This window comes from Pseudoduganella ginsengisoli (assembly GCF_009720865.1).
In the GTDB taxonomy this organism is placed as follows: domain Bacteria; phylum Pseudomonadota; class Gammaproteobacteria; order Burkholderiales; family Burkholderiaceae_D; genus Rugamonas; species Rugamonas ginsengisoli.
Genome location: NZ_WNLA01000002.1, coordinates 88,412 through 110,406, shown reverse-complemented (window position 1 = coordinate 110,406; position 21,995 = coordinate 88,412). Strand labels below are relative to the sequence as shown.

General features: G+C 63.3%; 17 protein-coding genes. 9 read left to right on the top strand and 8 right to left on the bottom strand.

Annotated elements, in window-relative coordinates:
- Nucleotides 1–6: 6 nt before the first annotated feature.
- The 7 genes from tssA to GM668_RS05190 are packed head-to-tail and all read right to left on the bottom strand — an operon-like array spanning nt 7 to nt 9,151.
- The gene (tssA, locus tag GM668_RS05220) at nt 7–1,116 is read right to left on the bottom strand and encodes a type VI secretion system protein TssA (protein WP_155437889.1); all 1,110 of its coding nucleotides are present in this window, start codon (nt 1,114–1,116) and stop codon (nt 7–9) included.
- A gap of 8 nt (nt 1,117–1,124) precedes the next feature.
- Nucleotides 1,125–1,898, bottom strand: a complete 774-nt coding sequence (locus GM668_RS05215; protein ID WP_155437888.1) for an OmpA family protein — start codon at nt 1,896–1,898, stop codon at nt 1,125–1,127.
- 3 nt (nt 1,899–1,901) lie between these two features.
- Nucleotides 1,902–2,888, bottom strand: coding sequence for a type VI secretion system-associated protein TagF (gene tagF, locus GM668_RS05210; RefSeq protein WP_155437887.1), 987 nt, complete (start codon nt 2,886–2,888; stop codon nt 1,902–1,904).
- Nucleotides 2,885–6,637 carry a type VI secretion system membrane subunit TssM gene (gene tssM, locus GM668_RS05205; RefSeq protein WP_155437886.1) on the bottom strand — a complete coding sequence of 1,251 codons (3,753 nt, stop codon included), beginning with the start codon at nt 6,635–6,637 and terminating at the stop codon, nt 2,885–2,887. The genes tagF and tssM overlap by 4 nt, the downstream gene beginning before the upstream one ends.
- Nucleotides 6,638–6,640: 3 nt before the next feature.
- A complete protein-coding gene (locus GM668_RS05200; RefSeq protein WP_155437885.1) occupies nt 6,641–8,005 on the bottom strand; it encodes a hypothetical protein in 1,365 nt (454 codons plus the stop codon).
- Nucleotides 8,006–8,008: 3 nt separating this feature from the next.
- Nucleotides 8,009–8,272, bottom strand: a complete 264-nt coding sequence (locus GM668_RS05195; RefSeq protein WP_155437884.1) for a PAAR domain-containing protein — start codon at nt 8,270–8,272, stop codon at nt 8,009–8,011.
- A 27-nt stretch (nt 8,273–8,299) separates the two neighbouring features.
- On the bottom strand, nt 8,300–9,151 hold the full coding sequence (locus tag GM668_RS05190; RefSeq protein ID WP_170305497.1) for a M15 family metallopeptidase: 852 nt from the start codon (nt 9,149–9,151) through the stop codon (nt 8,300–8,302).
- 148 nt (nt 9,152–9,299) lie between these two features.
- Here GM668_RS05190 and GM668_RS05185 point away from each other — a divergent pair, with 148 nt between their 5' ends.
- Genes GM668_RS05185 through GM668_RS05165 form a run of 5 tightly spaced genes read left to right on the top strand, consistent with a single transcriptional unit; the run spans nt 9,300 to nt 16,708 of the window.
- Nucleotides 9,300–10,142: a hypothetical protein gene (locus GM668_RS05185; protein WP_155437883.1), complete on the top strand. Its 843-nt coding sequence runs from the start codon at nt 9,300–9,302 to the stop codon at nt 10,140–10,142.
- Between the two features lie 23 nt (nt 10,143–10,165).
- Nucleotides 10,166–13,018, top strand: a complete 2,853-nt coding sequence (locus tag GM668_RS05180; RefSeq protein WP_155437882.1) for a type VI secretion system Vgr family protein — start codon at nt 10,166–10,168, stop codon at nt 13,016–13,018.
- Nucleotides 12,967–13,839, top strand: a complete 873-nt coding sequence (locus tag GM668_RS05175; protein WP_155437881.1) for a DUF4123 domain-containing protein — start codon at nt 12,967–12,969, stop codon at nt 13,837–13,839. The genes GM668_RS05180 and GM668_RS05175 overlap by 52 nt, the downstream gene beginning before the upstream one ends.
- Before the next feature lie 47 nt (nt 13,840–13,886).
- Nucleotides 13,887–14,630: a DUF3304 domain-containing protein gene (locus GM668_RS05170; RefSeq protein WP_155437880.1), complete on the top strand. Its 744-nt coding sequence runs from the start codon at nt 13,887–13,889 to the stop codon at nt 14,628–14,630.
- Complete coding sequence (locus tag GM668_RS05165; protein ID WP_155437879.1) at nt 14,627–16,708, top strand: T6SS phospholipase effector Tle1-like catalytic domain-containing protein; 2,082 nt, start codon at nt 14,627–14,629, stop codon at nt 16,706–16,708. Before GM668_RS05170 ends, GM668_RS05165 begins: the two co-directional genes overlap by 4 nt.
- Before the next feature lie 2 nt (nt 16,709–16,710).
- Here the strand turns inward: GM668_RS05165 and GM668_RS05160 are convergent, their stop codons facing one another.
- The gene (locus GM668_RS05160) at nt 16,711–17,250 is read right to left on the bottom strand and encodes a hypothetical protein (protein ID WP_155437878.1); all 540 of its coding nucleotides are present in this window, start codon (nt 17,248–17,250) and stop codon (nt 16,711–16,713) included.
- Between the two features lie 136 nt (nt 17,251–17,386).
- On the opposite strand from GM668_RS05160, the gene GM668_RS05155 reads away from it, so the two are divergent.
- The 4 genes from GM668_RS05155 (at nt 17,387) to yjfF (ending at nt 21,993) form a co-directional block, all read left to right on the top strand.
- On the top strand, nt 17,387–18,352 hold the full coding sequence (locus GM668_RS05155; protein ID WP_155437877.1) for an ABC transporter substrate-binding protein: 966 nt from the start codon (nt 17,387–17,389) through the stop codon (nt 18,350–18,352).
- 19 nt (nt 18,353–18,371) lie between these two features.
- Nucleotides 18,372–19,916, top strand: coding sequence for a sugar ABC transporter ATP-binding protein (locus GM668_RS05150; RefSeq protein ID WP_170305514.1), 1,545 nt, complete (start codon nt 18,372–18,374; stop codon nt 19,914–19,916).
- Nucleotides 19,917–20,032: 116 nt separating this feature from the next.
- A complete protein-coding gene (locus GM668_RS05145; protein ID WP_155438126.1) occupies nt 20,033–21,028 on the top strand; it encodes an ABC transporter permease in 996 nt (331 codons plus the stop codon).
- Nucleotides 21,025–21,993, top strand: a complete 969-nt coding sequence (gene yjfF / locus GM668_RS05140; protein ID WP_229498950.1) for a galactofuranose ABC transporter, permease protein YjfF — start codon at nt 21,025–21,027, stop codon at nt 21,991–21,993. The genes GM668_RS05145 and yjfF overlap by 4 nt, the downstream gene beginning before the upstream one ends.
- Nucleotides 21,994–21,995 lie beyond the last annotated feature (2 nt).

The window sequence follows — 21,995 nt, the reverse complement described above, 5'->3', positions numbered from 1 at the left end:
ACCTCCTTAATTTTCCGGGCGGCCTTTCACACCCAGCAATTCTTCAATGTGCTCCATCGATGCCGGATCCTTGATCACGGAACGCAGCCAGGTATGCAAGTCCTGGTCCGCTGCATCGGCAGCCTTGTCGGCGAAATACGAAACAGGGCTGTGCGGCTCGGTCTTGCGGAAAAATTGCGCCACCGTGCGCAGCAGCGCAACGGCTTGCGTGCGGTTGGCAATCACGCCGGGCGGCGGCGCGGCAACCGGCTGGTCCCAGCCGCCTATGCTTCCCACAGCCAGCGCGCCGGCGCCCGCCGCACCGGCGAACCCTGCCAGACCGTTAAAGCCCGGCAGGGCGCCGGCGGGCATGCCATCCGCAGGCAAGCCCGTACCATCCGCGCCGGCCACGGCTTGCGCCGCACTGGGCGGCAGCACATGGATCAGGGCCTGCAGCGCTTCACGGGCCGGCGTGAAGCTGGGGCTGTCGGCGCCCAGCCTCGCATCGGCAGCCTGTTCAAAGGCGGCCAGCGCGTCCATGCAGGCGGCAGCATCGGCCGCCAGCGCTTCGCGAAACGCTGGTGAACTGTTGCGTTTCGCAGCTTCCATTTCCGCGAGTTTCGGCCCATCCGCAGGCGCGGTTCCACTGGCGGCCAGTTTGCGCGCCGCTTCAAAATCCGCCATCGAGTACGCGCTGCCCCGGCCTTCCGTCAGCGGAATCGCCCGCAGCAGCGCAGGCGTGCGGCCCAGTATCCAAGCGAGGTTGCCGATCCGTAGTTCGTGGTCGCCATCCGCTTCCGGGAACAGGCCGTCATCCCAATACTGCTCGCACAAGCCTGCCAGTACGCGCCAGCCTTCCGCCAGCCCGCGCAAATGGTATTGATACGCTGCCGCTTCGGCCAGCCATACGGCCAGGCGCAAATCCTTGCTGCGCGTTTCCAGCAGCAGCGCGCAGCGCTCGACAACGAAGCCCCAGTCGGCTTCTTTTAATTCCGTGACCCATTCGCCCTGGTCCAGCGATGGATCGTCGAATTTGCGCGCATGGGCAATGGCGTCCAGTTCAGGAGAAAACGCGAGGTCGTCACCGCCGGGCCGGTCGCCGCTGACGGGTTTCAATATCTGAGTTGCGGAAAACATAAGGTTCCTTATTGGCTTAGGCGGAATTCAATGCGGCGGTTGCGCGCGCGGCCTTCTGCGGTATCGTTGCCGGCTACCGGACGGTCCGGTCCCTGGCCGCTGGTGGACAGCAAGCTGCCATCGATGCCATGGCTGGCCAGATACGCTTTCACAGCATCGGCGCGGGCCTGGCTCAAGCCGAGGTTGGTGGCGCGCAGGCCCAGGCTGTCCGTGTGGCCGATGATGTCGACCTTGCGGCCCTTGAGCTTTTGCAGCGCGGCTGCCATTTCATCAAGAATCGCGCGGCCTGCCGGTGTCAGCGTGGCCTGGCCGCTTTCAAATTCAACGATGCGGTTGGCCAGCGCATTGTCGAGGATGCGCTGTTCGCCGGCCGAGACGCGCAGCGCATTGTTGACCGTGTACGTGGGATTAAGGGTGGAGGCTACATTACCGGCCATCTTTTGGCGCAACCCTTCATTGGCCACCTCGCCCCGCAATGTGACGGTGGTGCCATCGATTTTCAGCTGGCCACGGCTGATCTGCTTCAAGTCCGGCGTAATCAGCTTTTGCACGTAGGCGTTCCAATTGGCGGGCGCCACCACCTGGTCGACCGTGATCTGGTCGACCACCTTATCGGCGCCATACACTTCGCGCAGCTTGCCCAGCACGGCGGCTTTCGATGCTTCATCCGGCAGCGTGCCGCTGGCCAGCACCTGGCCTGGCTGGGGGGCGGAAGCCGGCGCCTGCGCATATACAGCCTGCGCCAGCAGCGCGGACAATAGAAGGGGAATGACTTTGCGCATGGTTCAAGTTCCTATGTACGCCGCGTGCAGCATGGCGAGCGCGGACTTGAGGGATAAATTCGGTTGCGACAGGTACGTAGACGTTTTCTTGCCCGCATAGTCGGAATGGACTTGCTCGTCCACCCAGTCCAGCTGGTCGAACGCGATATGGTGTTCCTGTCCCACTTGCGGATCCATGATGGCTTGCAGCGTCTGGGCGGACGCGCCGGAGAAACCCAGCACCAGAACGGGCTGCTGCGCCATGTGCGTGACAAACAGCGCCAGTTCGAAATCCGCCCGTGCGAGGAACGGCGTAATCACATGCATCCAGTACGCGGCCACGAGGCTGCGGTACATCGGGTCATGCGGCAGCGGCAGCAGCAGGCTTTTTTCCAGGCGGCTGGAGCTGCTGGCCAATACCGGCTGCAGCAGCATGCCCAGCGCCAGCAGCAACTGGCGCACGGTGCCCTGGAAACCGGCTTGCGCCAGCATGGCTTCCAGCGAGCCGACCGTCTGCATGTCCATGAAGTCGCTGAACGCGGCGTCATAGGCGGCAGGGCGCAAATCCAGTTCCACCACCTGGGCCGATGCCGCCTGCAGCGCGCCGGTCGGTTCGGCCGCGCGCACCACGTTCTCGGCCAGGAACTCAAGCCGCGTCCACAGGCGGCTCAGCACCAGCGGCGCATTCGGCACGAAGCCGGCCGGTTCCGGCGCTTCCATGCTGCTGGCCATCAGGAACGGGAAGCGGCGGCTGGACTGGTCGCTGCTGGCCACGATATGGCCGCCAATGGCATGGCGGCGGCGCGGGCCGACAAAGGCGAAGTGCAGCGGCGCCAGCGAGTCATAACTGTGCCTCCAACGGGCGTCCGTGCTGAGCAAATCCATCGCGCGCGCCAGCCAGTCATCCAGCACTTTCAACAGCGCGGGATTATCGCTGGCCTTCACAAAGTCGCCACGGCCCGGCACTTTGCCGAAATAGCCAATGCTGGCGGGAGTCATGCCACGGCTCATTGCTTCACCTCCGCCACTGCCACGTTAGCTGCTGCACCAGTGTTGGCGGGCGCCACGACCGTATCTGGCAAGCGCAGGCGCTTGAAGCCCGATGCCTGCTGCGGCACGGGCGCCGGCGGGGGCGGCGGCGCGGCTTCCACTTTCAGGTTGGCCGTCACCGTGACGCCATTGTTATTCCATGCCAGTTCAAACATGCCATCCTTGCGTTTGCGGTTCGCTGCATCGACCATTTGCTTCAAGCCAAAGTGGCCAGGTTCGTTCAGCAGCACGACCGTACGGCCTTCCGGCGTTATGGCGGTAATACGCGCGCCGGGAATGCCCTGCGGATTCGGCCACACCATCTTGACCCACGGCTGCGGCTGGCCTTTCCAGCGCAGCGCCTGGCCATCGATTTCAATCGTGAATTCCGACGCACCGGTCGCGCCCAGCGCCTGCAATTCAAAACGGGTTTGCGCTTCGCCGCCGCTGGCTGCCGCCGCATTGGCGACACCGGCTGCGCTCAGCGGCGCGACCCATGCGGGGAAGCTCGATGCCACGGCCGGCGCCAGGTTGATGCCCATATTGGCCCACGTGCGGCTGCTCAGCGTATCGCCCCGGCGCACTACCAGCGGTCCCACGGTCGCGTCAAAGAATTTCGCAATGGCGCCGGACGGACCAAAGATTTCACCGATTTCCGCATTGGTGGCTTCCTGCTTGGATTCCGTGGCAAACGGATATTTCAGCGCGAGGCTGCGGCGGAACGGTTCCAGCACCTGTGCACTCCACACTTTATTGATTTCCTCCTCGGTTGGACGAACGATGACGGCAAACGTCTGCATCAGCGGGCGCACCAGCAACGGGCGCAGCGCCTCTTTTTGCGTGTCGCTCATCCCCACCAGCATTTGTTCATCGACGTAGCGCAGCGCTTCGGCCAGTTCGGAGCCGCTGCCATCGAGCGTTTGCTGCATCAACTGCTTGGAACCGGGGCCCGCGTCGCCCTGGTTGCTGATCTGGTTGATGCGGCCGCGCAGCTTGGCCAAATGTTCCATATAGCCGCGCATCAGCGACGCATCCTTGTCCTTGGCCACCACGAGTTTCGCGACACCGGCAAATTCGCGGCCCACAGGACCCAGCGGCAGCGCCTGTGGCTGCGCGGAACTGGACGGTGAAGGCAGCGAGATATTCACTTGCGATGGCGTCTGGCGCAAGATGGTTTCGCGGAACCATGCCGCCACGCCGCGCTGCGCCTGCTGCACACCCGCATCGATCAGCGACGGGTTATCCCACGACGTTTGCTGGTACACGGCGGCGATGACTTTGTTCAATGGCGAAATCTGCGGATCGCCCAGGCGGTTCATGGCGGCAGCCGCTTGCTGGAAGCCGTCGAGGTCGCGGATTGTCACGCCCTGCATGAACTTTTGCCACTCTTTCGCGTAATCGTTTTTATACAGTTCCACCAGCGACTTCTGGATTTGTTCCGGGCTGCCTTCCAAGGTCAAATCATCTTTCGACGACGTCTTCAATACCCAGTCGGCGCTTTGCATGGCGCCGTTGGCGGCTTCGCGGAATGCATCCTTGACGTAGCCTTCCCACGCTTCGCGGGTAAAGCTGCCCGGCACGGCGTAGCTGCCCAGCAGCAGGTCCTTGTCCTGGTCGCCCACGATGCGGGCCACCGTCATCGACGGGAAACGGGTCGCGGCGCGGGCTTTGACGTCCGCGTAGACGCGTTCGCGCGCCGGCAAGCCGCGGATCACGCTGCGCAGCTTGTCGCGGCTCTGGTCAACCAGCGCCAGTTTGTTGTCGATGGTGGGCCATGACGTATCGTTGACTTGCGACAGGTAGAACGAAATCATGCGCTCGGCGCTGCGGATCATTTGTTCGCGCGGCATGGCGCCACGGTTGGCGTCCAGCCATGCGCGCCAGTAGCGCGTCAGCTGGTCATTCAAATGGCCGGCTTCCGCGCGGGTGCGGTCGCCCAGCATCAGGTAAGTTTTCAGTGCGTTGTACGCGTCTTCCGCGCTGGCGGGCGACGCATCCTTGAAGGGCTGGGCGGCAGCCGGTGTTGCCGGTGCCGCCTTGTTAGCGGCTACCGGCTGCATGTCCGTGCTGTTGGCCTCCGTGAGAAACCCTTCCAGCGCCTGCGCGACCGGTGTCAGCATCACGGCGCGCACGCCGCTGAAATATTCTTCGCGCAGTTTGCGGTCCAGCGCCTGGCCCTGGTACAGGCCCAGGCTCAAGGATAGCGGGCGGCTTTTCTTGTAATTGTCCAGCTGTTCTATCCGGTCTTGCAGTACTTCCAGCGCTTGCAGGCGCGATTGCAGATCAATGCGCTTATCCTGCAGGCGCGCCGCCTGCTGCAAGTCCGCTTCCACATTGGCCACCAGTTGGCGGTTGCTCATGTATGACCAGCTCCAGCCGCCCAGCGCCAGGCCGGCAATCGCCATCGCGGCGAAGAACGCCGCATAGCGCATGCGGGTGCGGGCCGGGCTCGCGTATTGCGCCACCAGTTGCTTGTCCGCGAAGATCACCTGGCGGAACAGGTTCAACAGGAAGTAGCCTTGCTGCTGATGCCGGGCTTCGTGGCCAGGCGATTGCAGGTTCAAGTCAAAGCGCTGCGCCACGCGCTGCGACGACGCCGACACGGTTTCACCTTCCTGCAGTGCGCTGGTGAAGTAAAAGCCCCGGAACACGGGCTTGAACTGGAACGGATTTTCTTCAAACAAGGTAGCGACGAAGGTGCGCAGCGGGCCTTTGATGGAAGCGAATTCCAGCGGGAACGTGAAGACGCCGGGCGGCATGCGTTCGCGCCATTGCAGCGCCATGCTGGCGCGGCTCATGTCTTTCAAGCCTTCGTGCAATTCGTCGAAACGCGTGTCGAACAAGTCCAGCAATTGCGCGCTGGTGGCTTGCTGGTTGTAGGGCAGGGTGGCGCCCCACACGCGGTCGCGCTCACCGAGTTCGCAATCCTGGAAGAATTCATTGAAGCCATTGATCAAGTCGGCCTTGGTGAACACGATGTACACGGGGGCATGCACGGCCAGGCGTTCCGTGACTTCCTGCACGCGCTGGCGCAAATTTTTAGCAAGGTTGACGGCAAATTCCGGGCGGTTGCCTGCCAGTTCCGCCACGCTGACGGCAATGATGACGCCATTGATGGGCGCCTTGCTGCGGTGCTTCTTCAATAAGTCGAGGAAGCCGAACCATTCGGCGCGGTCTTCATCGGCCACCGCATAGCGGCCTGCCGTATCGAGCAAGATGCCGTCCGTCGTGAAGAACCAGTCGCAATTGCGGGTGCCGCCCACGCCTTGCACGACTTTGCTGTCGGCCAGCGGGAATTGCAGGCCGGAGCTGGCAATCGCCGTGCTTTTGCCGGCTGCCGGATTGCCGATCACCATATACCACGGCAATTCGTACAGCGCATCGTTGCCGGAATACTGGCCCAGCTTGGACTGGCGGATGGTGGTAATGGCGCCAAGCATGCGCTGGCGCAGCGCATCGGTTTCCTGCTTTTGCAATGCATCGGCGCGTGGCGCGGCCTGCTTTTCCAGCATGTCGCCCAGGCTGCGCGACGCGCGCAAGCGGCGCATGCGCTGGCCCAGCCAGAATGCGGCTGCCACGGCAAACAGCGTGCCAAAGATGGTCCACGGCAGCCATGCTGGCCAGCGCAGCAGCGCCGCGCCGGCTAGCAAGACGGCGGCCAGCGCGATCCAGCCGGCCAGCAGCAAGCCATTGCGTAAAGTAAGTTGGGACCGGAGTGTAGCGATAGTCATGGGTCAGCTTCCTGGTGTTGCAGACGCTGCCGGGGCAATCAGCACCGCGCAGCGTTGTTGGGGATCTTCATTGGTCAGGCACAGCACGGGTTGATTGCGCGCCTGGGTTTCATGTACGGCGTACGCCAGCGCTGCCATCGCGCCGGCATGGCCCGCATGGCCGGTGGCAGTGCCCAAGGTGGCAATGTCTTGCGTGGGATCGAGTTCGGGCAGCAGCGCGTGCGCGGCGCCCATCACTTCCATCACGCGCTCGCTGCTGTGGCCCGTGTCGGCCACGATGCGCGCAGGCGCCGTCTGGCAAGACGATTGCGCCAGCTGGGTCAATATGTTGCGGCCGGCGCTGCCGGCGTGGATGGCTGCCAGTTGCGGCGCCGGCGCGGACAGTGCATCCATCCGGGCGGCATGCTCACTGGACGCCAGCAGCAGTCCGGCCGCGCCTTCGCCGGGCATCAAGCCTTGCGGCTGCTTTGCAGTGAACAGCACGTTCCGTTCGCTCCACCGGTTTACCGTGTGGCTGCCCACGTTCGATGCGCAGGCCAGCAACAGCGTGAAGCACGGCAGGCCGCTGCCGTGCAACATGGCCAGCAGGGTGGCAGGCGTTGATTCCGGATAGATGGTCACTGCGCTGCGCTGGCGCGGCCAGCCTATGCCGGCAAGCTGCTGTTGCAGCCATTGGCCGGCTGCTTCGCGCCACGGCGTGGGCCAATCGGCGGGCAGCAGCAGTGCCAGTTGCAGCATGGGGACGGTTTGCGCGGCGGAACCTTTGTTCGCCAGCGCTTCATGGCTGGCTGCCGTGACGGCCAGATCGCGCATCACGGGTGTCGCCAGCGCCAGTGCGCGCCAGTATTCAGGCCGTGCCGCCATGGGCGGCAGCGATTCGTCTTCGCGCCACTGGCGGATGGATTCTTCCATGGCTGCTTCGTCGATATAGGCGGCACGGGCGCACATGACGGGGAAGCCGTCGTCGTCTTCCAATGCCGGATCGAGTTCCGCGCGGGCCGTGTTCGCTGCCAGGGCTCGTTCCAGCTCCGCTGCGGATTCGCCGTGCGGTACGCATAGCGCGGCGGCAGCAATGTGCAGTGCCGCTGTGGTGGCAATGGGGGCAGCAACGGCGGTGGTATCGGCGGGTGTTGGGTTGTCCTGCACGGGTCCAGCGGGCGCCGCGGCGCTGCGTGCCTGCCACAAGGCGGCGCCTTTGGCCAGCACCCAGAATGCCAGCAGCAAGGCGACCGGCAGCGCAATCAGGTACGTCGCCAGCTCGCCAGTGGCCGGCATGCGGTTGGTGCTGCGCCAGTACCACACGGCGCCGAACCAGCTGGCGCCAAACGCCAATACCGACTGCAATAATCCTTTCAACCAGAGCTGCATGGATCAAACCTGGTCCACGGTGGTTTGCTGGGAAGCGATCAGGGTGGCGCCGCAGCTGGTCTTGTCGCCATGGCGTGCGGCGGGCTTGCCGTCGACGATCATGGTGGCGTCGCCGGTGGCGATGGTGACCGTGCCGTGCTTGGAGCAACTGGCCTTGTCGCCCACGCGGGCAATGCCCTTGCCGCCGGTGGTGCTGTGCGGCGACGCTTCCGTCACGGCGCCGCCGTGCGACAGCTTGTCGCCCAAGGTAATGAATGGCCCTGCCATGTTTGCTCTCCTGAGATTTTCCGTTGCTTAGCGTTTCATCGTGCCGGCCACACGCAATTCTGCATGGCCGTAATCGCGCATCTTCCAGTTGCCGCCCCACGTGAGGCCCAGCGACGCCGCCACTTCGCCATACAGCTGGTAGCCGCGCATGGCCCATGGGTCCTGTTCACTGATGACCAGCTTGCCGTCGCGGATGAACGCGCAATCTGCGGCAAGGCCGTACTGGTGCCAGCTTTGGAAGGCGGCCGCATTGGTGACGCCGGCGCCCAGCGCCGCCAGCGCATCTTGCCGCTGCGGGCTGCGGTAGCCTTCCAGCAGCGCCATGTCATAGCCATGGCGTTCCTTCATGATGCGGAACGCCAGCAGCAGGCGCTGGGCGAAATCCTTGTCCAGTAGCGCCCAGTCGCGGCTGGCGCTGGCTGTCATCGGGCGCACCAGTTCCACTTCGGCAGCCGTGAAGACCAGTGGCGGCAGCGGCGGTGGCGGCGCCAGCTGTTCGCCTTCCAGCAGGGCCGCCACCTGCGGGTTGACTTCCCGCGTCGATGTTTCATAGTCGCGCAGCGTGAGCCGGTTCCCTGCAAACAGTGCGACCACCAGGGGGAAGCACAGCAGCACCAGGCCACCCGCGCACAGCAGCGCGTGGCTGCGGACGAAGTGTGCGGCGTCCTGCCATTGCGCCAGGCCGGCGTTGCGGCCCTGTGCCGCGGTGCGCTGCACGCCGGTGGCGAAGGCCGACCAGCGGTTGCGGCAACGTGCGCCCGTCTTGTGCAGGGCGCCCTGCAGCAATCCCGCCACCATCGCGCGTCCCGACGGGAACAGGGCCAGCCATGCGGCCAGGCATGCGAGCAGGAAGTACATCGCCACCACCAACAAAACCACTACACCCTCCGCAAGCCTGTCAAAAGTTATTCAAAAAACATTGCCTGGAGTATATATTGCTGTCCTGATAAGGCCGCGCACGATTGAACAGGAGCATCGTTATTTGCCTGTTTCAGGTAAAGTCGCGAAAATTATCAAGGAGTCAATCTTGCAAAACGACGAACCACAGCGGCCTGCGCCTGCGCGGCCCAGCCTGTTGGCTGCCGGGCCTGAAGCCAGTGAGACTAAATCCATCCTCAGCGAACTCGATAGTGCGGGCGGAAGGGCATCGGCGCCGCGCGTGCGCACGCGGCCTGGCCGCAAAGGGCTGGTGGCGGGCGCCGTGCTGGTATTGGCTGCAATGGGCGGAACTGCAGCGCTGGTGATGGGGGATGTGAACAGTACCGCGCAATTGGCGGGCGTGGCCAAGGGCGTGGAGGGCGATGCCGCTCCGGACAGCCATGCTGCGCAGGTTGCCGTGGTCTCCGGTGGCGATGAGAATGCCGCGGCTTACGTGCGGCAACTGGCGGCGCCAGCGGCGGGGCAGCCACAGGCGGCGGAAGCTGCGCCTTCCACGCCAGCCGAGCCGCCGCTAGCGGCAGCAGCGGTGGCGGCGCCTGCGGTGGCGCTGGCTTCCGCGCTGGCCGCGCCATCGCAGGATAAACCTTCCACGGCGGCGACGATCGTCGATGCGGAACCGGCTGCGGCGGACACCAAGCCGGCCGCCAAACCCGTGCATAAAGCGGTGGCCAGGGAGCGCAAAGCCGTGCCGGCGAAGGTAAAAGAACGTCATGCGCGCATTGCCAAAGCCAAGGCGCCTGCCGAGAAAATCGCGAAAGAAAAACCGCACAAGAAAGCGCTTCAGCCGCTGCCGGCATCGTCGGACAATGATGTGGAATTGCTGGCCGCGCTGGTCGCCCATACGCGGCCGCAGCAGGCTGCGCGCACGGCTCCGTGCGCTCAAGGGGACGACAAGGCGTCAGGCGGTTGCTCTGGCGGGCAAAAGCGGTAACGGAACAATCTTCTCATTGCAACATGTCTTTAGCTTCTTTGCAGGCCCTGCCGGGCCAGGTTCTTGCCGCGCTGGCGGCCTATTCCAGCCAGTCCCGTTTATATGCGCTGGCCTTTGGCGACGGCGGCGAAGTCGAGGCGCTGCTGGTGGAAGCGTTTACGGCGGATGATGCGCTGCAGGGACTGGGGCGGCGCGACGTGATCGTGCTGTCGGCCAGCGCGCAGATCGACGTGGCGGCGCTGGTGGGCAAACCCGCCACGCTGCAAATCAGCCTCGCCGATGGTACGCGCTGCGCCTTCACGGGCGACGTTAGCGCCGTGGCGCAGCTGGGCAGCAACGGCGGGCTGGCGCGCTACCGGCTAACGTTGACGCATTGGCTGTGGCGCCTCGGCCAGGTGCGCAACAGCCGCGTATGGCAAGACAAGAGCGTGCAAGACATCGTTGACGACGTGTTTGGCGCCTACGCACCGCTGGCGCGCTGGCGCTGGAGCGAAGAAACTGCGCAATGTATGGCCGGCGGCGCGCCGCGCAGTTACTGCTGCCAGTACCGGGAAAGCGACCTGGCGTTCGTCGGGCGGCTGCTGGCCGAAGAAGGGCTGGCGTGGCGCGTTGAAGAAGATGGCGATGGCGCGCAACTGGTTTTGTTTGCCGACAGTACCCAGCGCTGCGCGGTGCCGGACGACCCATCGAGCCCGGCGCGTTTCCATGGCGCGCGGGCCGGAGAACAGGACGACACGGTGCAGGCGCTGCACGCGGGGCGGGCCGCACGCGTTGCGCTGACCAGTTTGCTCAGCTATGACTACAAGGCGGGGCGCGTGGTGGCGGCCGGCGCGGTATCGGACGCGGCGGGCAATGGCATGCTGGCGGCGCTGGAGCATTTCGATGCGCCGGGCCCTTACCACTATGCGAACAATGCCCAGGCCCAGCGTTATGCGGATTTGCAGATGCAGGGCCGCGAAGCGCGCAGCCAGTGGTGGCGCGGGCGCTCGACCTTGCGTACCTTGCGCGCCGGTGTAAGGCTGGCGATCGACGGCGCGCCGCTGGCGCAGGATAGTGAAGCCGCATTCACCGTGGTGCGGGTGCGCAGTGTCGGCATCAATAATTTGCCGCAGCCGGCCAGCGCCGCGCTGGCGGAATTGTTTGGCCCGATCCCGGAATTGCTGCAGGATTACTCGCCGCCTGAAGCGGATGCCGACTTCGCGCTGGCGGTGGCGCAGGCGCGCACCAGCGGCTATGCGAACCTGTTCGAGGCGGCGCCATCGAGCTTGCCATGGCGGCCCCAATGGCAGGACAGCGATGGACGCCACCACCACAAGCCCACGGCAAACGGCAGCCAGAGCGCCATCGTGGTGGGCGCCGATGGCGCGGAATCGCCGCAAGGCGCCGATGAATTGTATTGCGACCGGCTGGGACGGGTGCGTATCCGCTTCCACTGGCAAGACGGCGGCAATGCCACGTGCTGGGTGCGCGTCGCGCAGCGCGCCGCGGGCGGCGGCATGGGCAGCCAGTTCTTGCCGCGCATCGGGCAGGAAGTGCTGGTGCAATTCCTGGAAAACGACATCGACCGCCCCGTCATCGTTGGCGCTCTGTATAACGGCCAGGGCGAAGGCGGCGTAGCGCCGACGCCGGGAGGGCAAGCGGCACAGGACGCGGCATCGCCATTTGACCGGGCGCGCGACCATGCGGTATCCGGCCAGGGCAACGTGGCGGGCGGAAACAGCCCCGTATGGCACGGCGCGTCGGGTGACAGCGCGGGCCACCGCAATGGCGCGGCGCAGTGGGGCATCCGCAGCAAGGAATTCGGCGGCAGCGGCTACAACCAGCTGTTGTTTGACGACACGGACCAGCAGGGCCGTGTGCAGCTGAAAACCACACATGCGGCGACGGAACTGAACCTGGGCCATTTGATCCACAGCGCCGATAATTACCGTGGCAGCCTGCGCGGGCAGGGCGCGGAATTGCGCACCGATGCCTACGGCGCAGTGCGCGCCGGAGCGGGCTTGCTGGTGACCAGCTATGGCATCAGCCACAGCGCCGCCGCGCGCGAACCGGCCGGCGACAATACTGCCGGTATCGCATTGATGAAGCAGGCCGTGGCGATTGCCCAGTCGTTCAGCGGCGCTGCCACGTCCCACGCGACAGTGGCGCTGTCCAGCCATGCAGGCGCCGCCAAGGCATCGTCCAGCAGGCTCGATGACAATGCCGCGCCGCTGCCTGCGCTGTTGACGGCGCTCTCGGGCATGGTCAGCGATAGCGGAACCGATGCGGCGCTGGCCGATGCGGCGGACAAGCAGACGGCGCCTGCGGACGGCAAGCTGCCGCACTTGACGGATCCCGTCATTGCCATTGCCGCCCGGGGCGGCCTGGGCGTCGTGGCCGGCCAGGACGTGCAGCTCGCCAATGGCGAAACAGTCACCCTGATGAGCGGGGCGGATACGCAATGGCAGTCCGGCGGCAAGCTGCGCGTGCACAGCCGCCAGGCCATCGGCATGCTGGGCGGCGCCGTGGCGGCGGGCGACGGCGGTATCGGCTTGCAGGCAATTGCCGCGCAAGGCGACGTGGATGTACAGGCGCAAGCCGGCACGCTGGCGATCCAGTCGCGCGACGATTTGCAAGTGGTCAGCGCCAATGCCCATGTGGACTGGGCTGCCGCCAGGCGCATCACCTTGGCCACGGCGGGCGGCGCCAGCATCACGATTGAAGGCGGCAATATCACTGTGCAGGCGCCGGGGAAAATCACGATCCAGGCCGGGAAAAAGAGTTTTGACGGACCGGCGCAAAACGATTATCCGCTGCCGGAACTGCCGAACAGCATTTGCCTGGAATGCCTGAAGAAGTCGCTGGCAGCGGCGCCGGCGTTTACTGCGATTGGATGACGATGTGGATCGATGAATTTGCCGCAGGCTGGCTGGCGCAGCTCGACGACGCGGCCCATGCGCTCGATGACGGATGGGCGCTGTATCTGCTACTCGATGGCGTGTTTGCGCCGGGACTGCATAGGCGGTTCAGCGCCGCGCTGGGCGATGAATCGGTCGCGCTGCTGTTTGAAACGCTGCCTGGCTGCAGCGACCCGGTGCGCGATGCGTCGCCGTTTGTCGTGCGTTACGCGGCGGGTTCGCGGACCATGGACGGCTTGCTGGCGCAGTGCAGCGGGCGGCCGATGGTCAGTGCGCTGGAAACGCGCGAACCGTTGAATGCGTTGGCGGCGCGGCTGGCGGCGTGGTGCGTGGTCGAGAACGATGGCCAGCGGTTTAATTTCCGCTTTGCGGATACGCGCCGCCTGCCCGGGATCGTCCGGGCGCTGGATGCGCGCCAACTGGGCGAACTGGCCGGGCCGGCGCGGCGCTGGCATTACGTGGGGCGTAGCGGGCAATGGCAGGCATTGGCCTTGCCGGGTGACGGACATCCGGTGCAGGAGCGCCCGCAACGCTTGAGCGACCGGCAGTTCGGCGCCATGGTGGACGATAGCGCCGCCGATGAAATGCTGGTGCGGCTGGCGGATCGCGGTGTGCGGCACGAGGGGGCGCCGTCGGTGGCGCATGCGCTGGTGTCGCAGGCGCTGGCCGCGGCCGATGTGGCGCAGCTGGATGCTCGGCTGCGTGTGGACTGGTGCGTGGAGTGCGTGCGGCGTGGCGTGCGGGCGGATGAGGTGCGGATAATGGCTGCGCTGGAAACGTGGCGTATTGCCGCGGCGTGACAGGCATGAAGATGGCTCGAGAGCATGAACGTAAAGGATGGATATAAGTGAGAACAGTATTAATAGTCGGCGTGATGCTTGGATTGCTGGTTGGCTCGGCGCATGCTGGTTTGGGCAAATCAACGGTGCCCGTCAGCGTGCACGGTGTGAACTACAGCAATGAGGAATTCAGCTATACGGTTGAGGACCCGACTGACGCCAAGAACAAGGCCGGCGGCGAAACCATCAATCGCTTTGGCGCTGGCGGGACGATGTGCTGCTATGACTTGCCGAAGCAATGGAAGCCTGGCATGCAAGTTAAGGTGAACTCGACGCACTGGCTGCCCAAACAAGCTGACGGAAAAATACCAGAAGTGAAGCAGAGCTTTTTGGTTGAGATGCCGCCGTACGTGGACGGCAAACCAGGCGAGTTATGGATTCTGCGGCAGGTTGACGGCAGTGTGAAGGTGGTGTCAAGCGATTACCAACCGGATCATGAGAAATGGCCGGGGGAAGTGAAGGGGTGGCCTGTGCCATCCAATGCCTATGTTCAGGAACGCCAGCGCCTGTATTTATCACTTGCGGAATCAGATGTGACGTCTAGTAAGGCGCTATTGGTTGAGTTAGAAAAAGATCCTGTGTTGGCTACAGAGGAAGCCTGGAAAATCAGAAGCAAATATAGTCCTAAAGATTTGGCAGGCTTTGTCAATGCTTCGGATCCTAAATTTAAGGAATGGCTTAGGGATCGATATCAGCGCTCGCTACGTTTGAGCGAGGAAAGAGTCAAACGGCTAAAGGAGAGCATGCAATGAGCACGCGACTTATTGAGCAGATATCTCCGTCCTTCCGTAGTGCGGCAGATAACGATCAGTTTTTTACGTTCAGGGAGCGCGAACAGTTCAAGGAGAGGCTTGAAATCGAACACCCCCCCCTCGGCATCCCCGGCCAATCCTGCACCACCAACCTGTTCTTCGGTTTCTTCTTCGACGGCACCAAGAACAACTACGTGCAGGCCGAAACCGGCAAGAACCACTCCAACGTGGCGCGGCTGTACGACTGCTTCCCGGGACTGAGTGTAAAAGGCGTGCTGCCGGATTCCACCGAGTGGACCTACAACCCCGACCGCTATACGCATTTCTTCCGCACGTATATTCCCGGTGTCGCGTCGCCGTTCAAGGAAGTGGGCGACAGTGGCGAGGGCGTGACCCTGACCATGGGCGCCAGTACGGGCCGTGGCGGCCAGGCGCGCATTGCATGGGGGCTGCTGCAGGCGATTAACAACGTGCACCGCTATTTCATGAAGCGCCCGCTGGTCGATTCCACAGAGGCGCACACGCTGGCCAACCGCATGGATTTGAGCAAATGGCACCGGCGCCAGATGCCGCTGGACCGGCGCGGCGCCGCGCACGGGCCGAACGAGGCGCAGAACGAAATGACGCAGCAATTGCTGATGGGGGTATTGAAGCGGCTGCACAAGGCCGTGGCCCAGCATTGGCCTGGCGCCGATGGCAAACCCGCGAAATGCGACCCGGCCATCGTCAAAACCATTTATGTCTCAACGTTTGGCTTTTCGCGCGGCGCGACGCAGGCGCGGGCGTTTGCCAACTGGCTGATCTCGCTGTGCAAACTCGATGCGCAGATGTGCGGCAAGTCTGGCATGACGTTGGGCGGCTTTCCCGTGGAATTTGATTTCCTTGGCATTTATGACACGGTGGCGTCGGTCGGTGCGGGCAACAGTTTTGGCAACACGTTCTGGGGCCGCATCTTTGATGGCCACGGCGCGTGGGCCGACGCGGAAGAAAACTTGCGCATTCCGCCGGAAATCAAGCGCTGCGTGCACTTGGCGGCAGCACATGAAATCCGGCGCAGCTTCCCGCTGGATTCGGTATCGGTCAACGGCATGCTGCCGCCGAATTGCGAAGAAGTCGTGGTGCCGGGTGTGCACTCGGACGTGGGCTGCGGCTACAGTCCCACCGAACAAGGGCGCGGCGTCGATCCGGATGGCGCGGACATGCTGCCGCGTATCCCGCTGATTTATATGTACCGCGAAGCGCGCCTGTCCGGCGTGCCGTTGAAACTGGAGCTGGCTGGTGCGGCTGTGCAAAAGCGGTTCGCCATCACGCCGCAAGTGATCGAGTCCATCAACGCCTACCTGGCGCTGTGCAAGCACACGACCGGCACGCTGACGGAAATCATGCGCGAACAGACCAAGCTGCGCATCCAGTACCACCGCGGGCGCCGGGTGTCCGGCAAGACCAGTATCGATACGTCCGCCAGCTTTGGCCGCGCGACGAACTTCGACAAGAATGACTTGCACAGCGCGTACGTTGAGCTGGAGGAGGAAATCCAGGCATTTGAAACGTGGCGCAAGACGCGCAAGGTCGATGGCGTCCCCGTCAGCCAGCATCCGGGCTTTGACAATGAAAAGGAAAACGAGTGGCATGAAATCGCCGGCTGGTGGGATACCGAACCGCCGTTGCCGGAAGCGGGCTTGCGCTTCTTTGACGAATACGTCCATGATTCGCGCGCATGGTTCAAGTTGTCTCTGAGTGATCCGGACAGCGAAGAAGGCACGCTGGAAATGCTGGAAAAATGGGCCGTGAAACAGGAGCGGTTTGAAAAGACGCCGCAAGATCCTGACGCGCCCACCAGCAGCCCGTTAAACGATGAACAAATTGCTGCCGCCGCTGCGTACCGCAAGACCAAGGCCATCCCGCGCATGCGCACGGAAGGGCGGGAAAGCTGGAAGATTGCCGGGTATCTGCGCTACCGGAAAGTGTATGCGGGGGCGGACCGTCATTTGATTTCGAACCGTGGTCCGGCGGCGAACGAAGATAACGTGCAGGTGGCCTCGGCTGGGCGGACAAACAGCGGCGGCGCTGCGGGCTGACTTCAGTTGGCTGTGGGAGGATTGGCCCAGGCGGCAATGCGCTGCGCCACTTCCGGGCTGGCGTTTAACACCAGTTGCCGGCATTTGGCGCTGCCCTCGAACGCCACCAGATAGACGGGCTGCCCGGAGACGGCGCAAAAAGTCAGGTTGCTGCGTGTATCCCAAAACCAGCCGGAATAGTAGCCGAACAGCGCGGTGCCATTTTTTTTCGTCGACAGGCGCGCCGCATCCATCGATGGCAGTTCACGCACCGTGGCCGACGTGACGGCCGCGCGCTCCAGTTTCAGCGTGTACATGCTGTGTTTGACGACCAGCGTATCCGGGGTGATGTCGATGGCATGGCGCAGGGCGGAAAGGGACAGGATGGCCGTCATCATGACAACCAGCAGTGCCACGACGCCCACCGCGATCCACATATCCGCCTGCGTCTGTCCCGGCTTGGGCGGCGCCCAGCAAACCAGTGCAACAGTCAACACGACAGGGGCAAACAAAACCAGCGCCATATAAGCGAGTTGGCGGCGGGACGTCGGGAGTTTGGTCATGGCGATCCTCAGTTTATTGCTGATATGGCATCATCATACCAATTTCGATATCGTTAATGTGAAAAATTGAATTGGATTGATATGCAACTTTCTCCTACCATTGGCCGAAGGACCAAAACCAACTATGGAGACAAGCATGCATCCAACCCGCAGGACTATCCTGGCTGGCGCCGTACTGGCACTCGCTTCCGCCACCCTCCCTCACGCCATGGCCGCCAAGCCGCTGGTGATTGGTTTTTCCCAGGTCGGCGCTGAAAGCGAATGGCGCACGGCCAACACTGCCTCCATCAAGGATACCGCTAAAAAAGAAGGCGTGACCTTGAAGTTTGCCGATGCCCAGCAGCGCCAGGAAAACCAGGTCAAGGCCATCCGCTCGTTCATCGCGCAAAAAGTTGACTTGATCGCGTTTTCCCCCGTCGTGGAATCGGGCTGGGATACCGTGCTGCGTGAAGCGAAAGCCGCAAAGATCCCCGTGATCCTGACGGACCGCTCCGTCAACGTCAGCGATCCATCGCTGTACGCGACCCTGATTGGTTCCGATTTCGTGGAAGAAGGCCGCAAGGCGGGCCGCTGGCTGCTCGATTATGCGAAGAAAAACGGCGACAAGCCGCTGAACATCGTGGAGTTGCAAGGCACCGTGGGTTCCGCGCCGGCGATTGACCGCAAGGCGGGCTTTGAAGAAGTCATCAAGGGCAACCCGAAACTGAGAGTGGTGCGCACGCAGACTGGCGACTTTACCCGTGCCAAGGGCAAGGAGGTTATGGAAGCGTTCCTCAAATCGCTGGGCAAATCCATCAATGTGCTGTACGCGCACAATGACGACATGGCGATCGGCGCCATCCAGGCCATCGAAGAAGCGGGCCTGAAACCGGGCAAGGACATCATCATCGTATCCATTGATGGCGTCAAAGGCGCATTCCAGGCCATGATGGCCGGGAAGCTGAACGTCACCGTGGAGTGCAGCCCGCTGCTGGGTCCACAGCTGATCGATGCTGCGCGCAAGGTGGTGGCGGGCCAGCCGGTGGAGAAGCGCATCATCGTCAACGAGGGTGTCTTCCCGGCCGAAGTCGCGGCCAAGGAACTGCCTAATCGCAAATACTGAGCGCAAATACTAAGCAGGTATCCCTGTGGCAGACACCAAGCAGCCGGTCCTGGAACTGACCGGCATTCACAAAGAGTTCCCGGGCGTGAAAGCGCTCACCGATGCGGGCTTGCGCCTGTATCCCGGCGAAGTCCATACGCTGATGGGGCAGAATGGCGCCGGTAAATCCACGCTGATCAAGGTGCTGACCGGTGTGTACACGCCGGAGCAGGGCGAGATTTTGCTGGAGGGCCGTCCAATCGCGCCCCGTTCCACGCTGGAAGCGCAAGACCTGGGCATCAGCACCGTGTACCAGGAAGTCAACCTGTGCCCGAACTTGTCGGTCGCGGAAAACATTTTCATCGGCCGCTATCCGCGCCGCTTTGGCGCCATCCAGTGGAAGAAAATGCGGGAAGATGCGTCGCGCATGCTGCAGCAGCTGCATGTCGAGATTGACGTGTCGCAGCCGCTGTCGCGCTATCCGCTGGCGATCCAGCAAATGGTGGCGATTTCCCGCGCGCTGAATGTGCAGGCCAAAGTCTTGATCCTCGACGAACCCACGTCCAGCCTCGATGAAGCGGAAGTGCAGCTGCTGTTTTCCGTGCTGCGCAAGCTGCGCGAACAGGGCATGGCGATCTTGTTCGTCACGCACTTCCTGGACCAGACGTACGCGATTTCCGACCGCATCACCGTGATGCGCAATGGCCAGCTGGAGGGCGAGTACCGGTGCAGCGAACTGTCGCGCCTTGCGCTGGTCAACAAAATGATCGGCGCGGCGGACAATGCGGCCCCCCTGCGAACCGAGGCCGATGGCAGCGTGGCAGCGGCGGCTGCCGTGCCGGCCGATGCTCCTACGCTGCTGGAAACCCGTGAGCTAGGCCGCCGCGGCGCACTGGCGCCGACCACGCTGGCGATCCGCAAAGGCGAAGTGCTGGGCCTGTGCGGCTTGCTGGGTTCGGGCCGTACGGAACTGGCGCGCCTGCTGTTCGGCGCGGACAAGGCGGACAGCGGCTCCATCCACATCGATGGCCGCGATACGGGTTCCGTGTTTGCCAATCCGCGCGATGCGATCCAGGCCGGTATCGGCCTCTGCTCGGAAGACCGCAAGCTGGAAGGGGCGATCCTGTCGCTGTCGGTGCGGGAAAACCTGATCCTGGCCATGCAGGCGCGGGCCGGCATGTGGCGCGCGATCCCGATGCAACGCCAGCAGGAATTGGCGCACGATTACGTGCGCTGGCTGGGCATCAAGACTGCCGGCATTGAAACGCCGATCGGCACGCTGTCCGGCGGCAACCAGCAAAAGGTGCTGCTGGCGCGCTGGCTGGCGACGCAGCCGAAGCTGATGATCCTCGATGAACCGACGCGCGGCATCGATATCCGCGCCAAAGAAGAAATCATGGATTACGTGACGTCGCTATGCAAGGATGGCATGTCGGTGCTGTTTATTTCATCGGAATTGCCGGAAGTGGTGCGCACCAGCGACCGCATGGTCATCATGCGCGACCGCAAGGCGTGCGGCGAATACCGCCGTGGCGAACTCAATGACAGCACGGTGCTGCAGGCGATTGCGGGGGAGGCCGTATGAGCGCCCCCCAAAACAGCGGCGTAACCGGCATGGCTGCCGCCACCACTACCGTCATTCCCGCGCAGGCGGGAATCCATACTGAGCGTCCGGCGCCGCAAACGGCGGTTCGCCACGGAATGTCAATGCAACATTTACTCAAGCATCCCTTAATCAAACCTGCCGCCGCCTTGCTGGCGCTGCTGCTGATCGACCTGATTTTCATTCCCGGCTTTTTCCGCCTGGAGTGGAAAGAAGGGCACTTGTACGGTTCCGTGATCGACATCATCAACCGTGCAGCGCCGCTGATGCTGGCCGCGCTGGGCATGACCCTGGTGATTGCCACGCGCGGCATCGACATTTCCGTCGGCGCCGTAGTGGCCTTGTCCGGCACGGTGGCGGCCATGCTGATAGGCGGCGACATGGCGCCGGCCAATACGCTGACGTACGCGCTGTCGGCCGCCATGGGCGCCGCGCTGCTGTGCGGCGTGTGGAATGGCTTGCTGGTGTCCAGCCTGGGTTTGCAGCCGATTGTCGCGACCCTGATCCTGATGGTGGCGGGCCGCGGCCTCGCGCAATTGCTGACGGATGGCCAGATCATCACCGTGTATTACCAGCCATACTTCTTCCTCGGCGGCGGATACCTGGCGGGGCTGCCATTTTCACTGTTTGTCGTGGCGGCCGTTGCCGGTGCGCTGGCTTTCCTGATGAAGAAGACGGCGCTGGGCCTGTTCATCCAGGCGGTCGGCATCAATCCGGTCGCCGCGCGCCTGGCTGGTTTGAAAACCGCCACCTTGACCTTGTTTGTCTACGTGTTTTGCTCGGCTTGCGCCGGCGTCGCGGGCCTGATGATCAGCTCCAATATCAAGAGCGCGGACGCCAACAATGCGGGATTGCTGCTGGAACTCGATGCCATCCTTGCGGTGACCCTGGGCGGGACGTCGCTGGCCGGCGGAAAATTCAGCCTGGCGGGCAGCATCCTCGGGGCGCTGATTATCCAGACGCTGACCTATACGATTTATTCGCTGGGCGTTCCGCCTGAAGTCAACATGGTCGTGAAATCCATCGTGGTATTCCTGGTGTGCCTGTCGCAGTCCGCCGAATTCAAACAAATGATCACGCGGAGGGGCGTATGAGCGCGACAAGGTTGATGGCGGCGCCATCGTTCACGCCGCTGGTAACGGTGGGTTTGCTGGTGCTGCTGTTTGGCGCCGGCGCCGCAGCCTATCCGGGCTTCCTGTCGCTGCAGGTGGGGTTGAATCTGCTGATCGATAACGCCTTCCTGCTGGTGCTGGCGATCGGCATGAGCTTCGTGATCCTGTCCGGCGGCATTGATTTGTCGGTGGGCTCCGTGCTGGCGCTGACCACGATGATCAGTGCCGCGCTGCTGCGCGCAGGGTATCCGCCATTGCCGGTCATTATTGCCGTGCTGGCGCTGGGCGCTCTGTTTGGCGCGGCGCAGGGGGCACTGATCCACTACTTCAAGCTGCAGGCGTTCATCGTGACGCTGGCCGGCATGTTCCTGGCCCGTGGCCTGTGCTACCTGATCAGCATTGAATCCATCACCATCGATAACCCGCTGTTTGTCGCCATGTCGCAAACGCAGTTGCCTTTCTTTGGCGGCTTCCTGTCGCCGGGCGCCGTGATTGCGCTGGCGCTGCTGGCCATCGCCATCTACGTGTGCCACTGCACGCCATTTGGCCGCGCCGTGTATGCGATTGGCGGCAATGAACAGTCGGCGCACATGATGGGACTGGATGTGGGCCGTACCCGCATCGCGATTTATGCGCTGTCCGGTTTTTGTGCAGCGCTGGGCGGTGTGCTGTTTGCGTTTTATATGTTGTCGGGCTATGGCTTGCATGCGCAGGGCACGGAACTCGATGCAATTGCTGCAGTAGTCATTGGCGGCACCTTGCTGGCTGGCGGCTATGGCTATGTGGCGGGCGCGCTGTCCGGTGTGCTGATCCTTGGCGTGATCCAGACCCTGATCGCGTTTGACGGCACGCTCAGTTCGTGGTGGACCAAGATCGTCATTGGCGGCTTGCTGTTCATCTTTTGCGTGGTGCAGCGCCTGCTGTCGTTCAACCCAAAAAATAGTTAAAT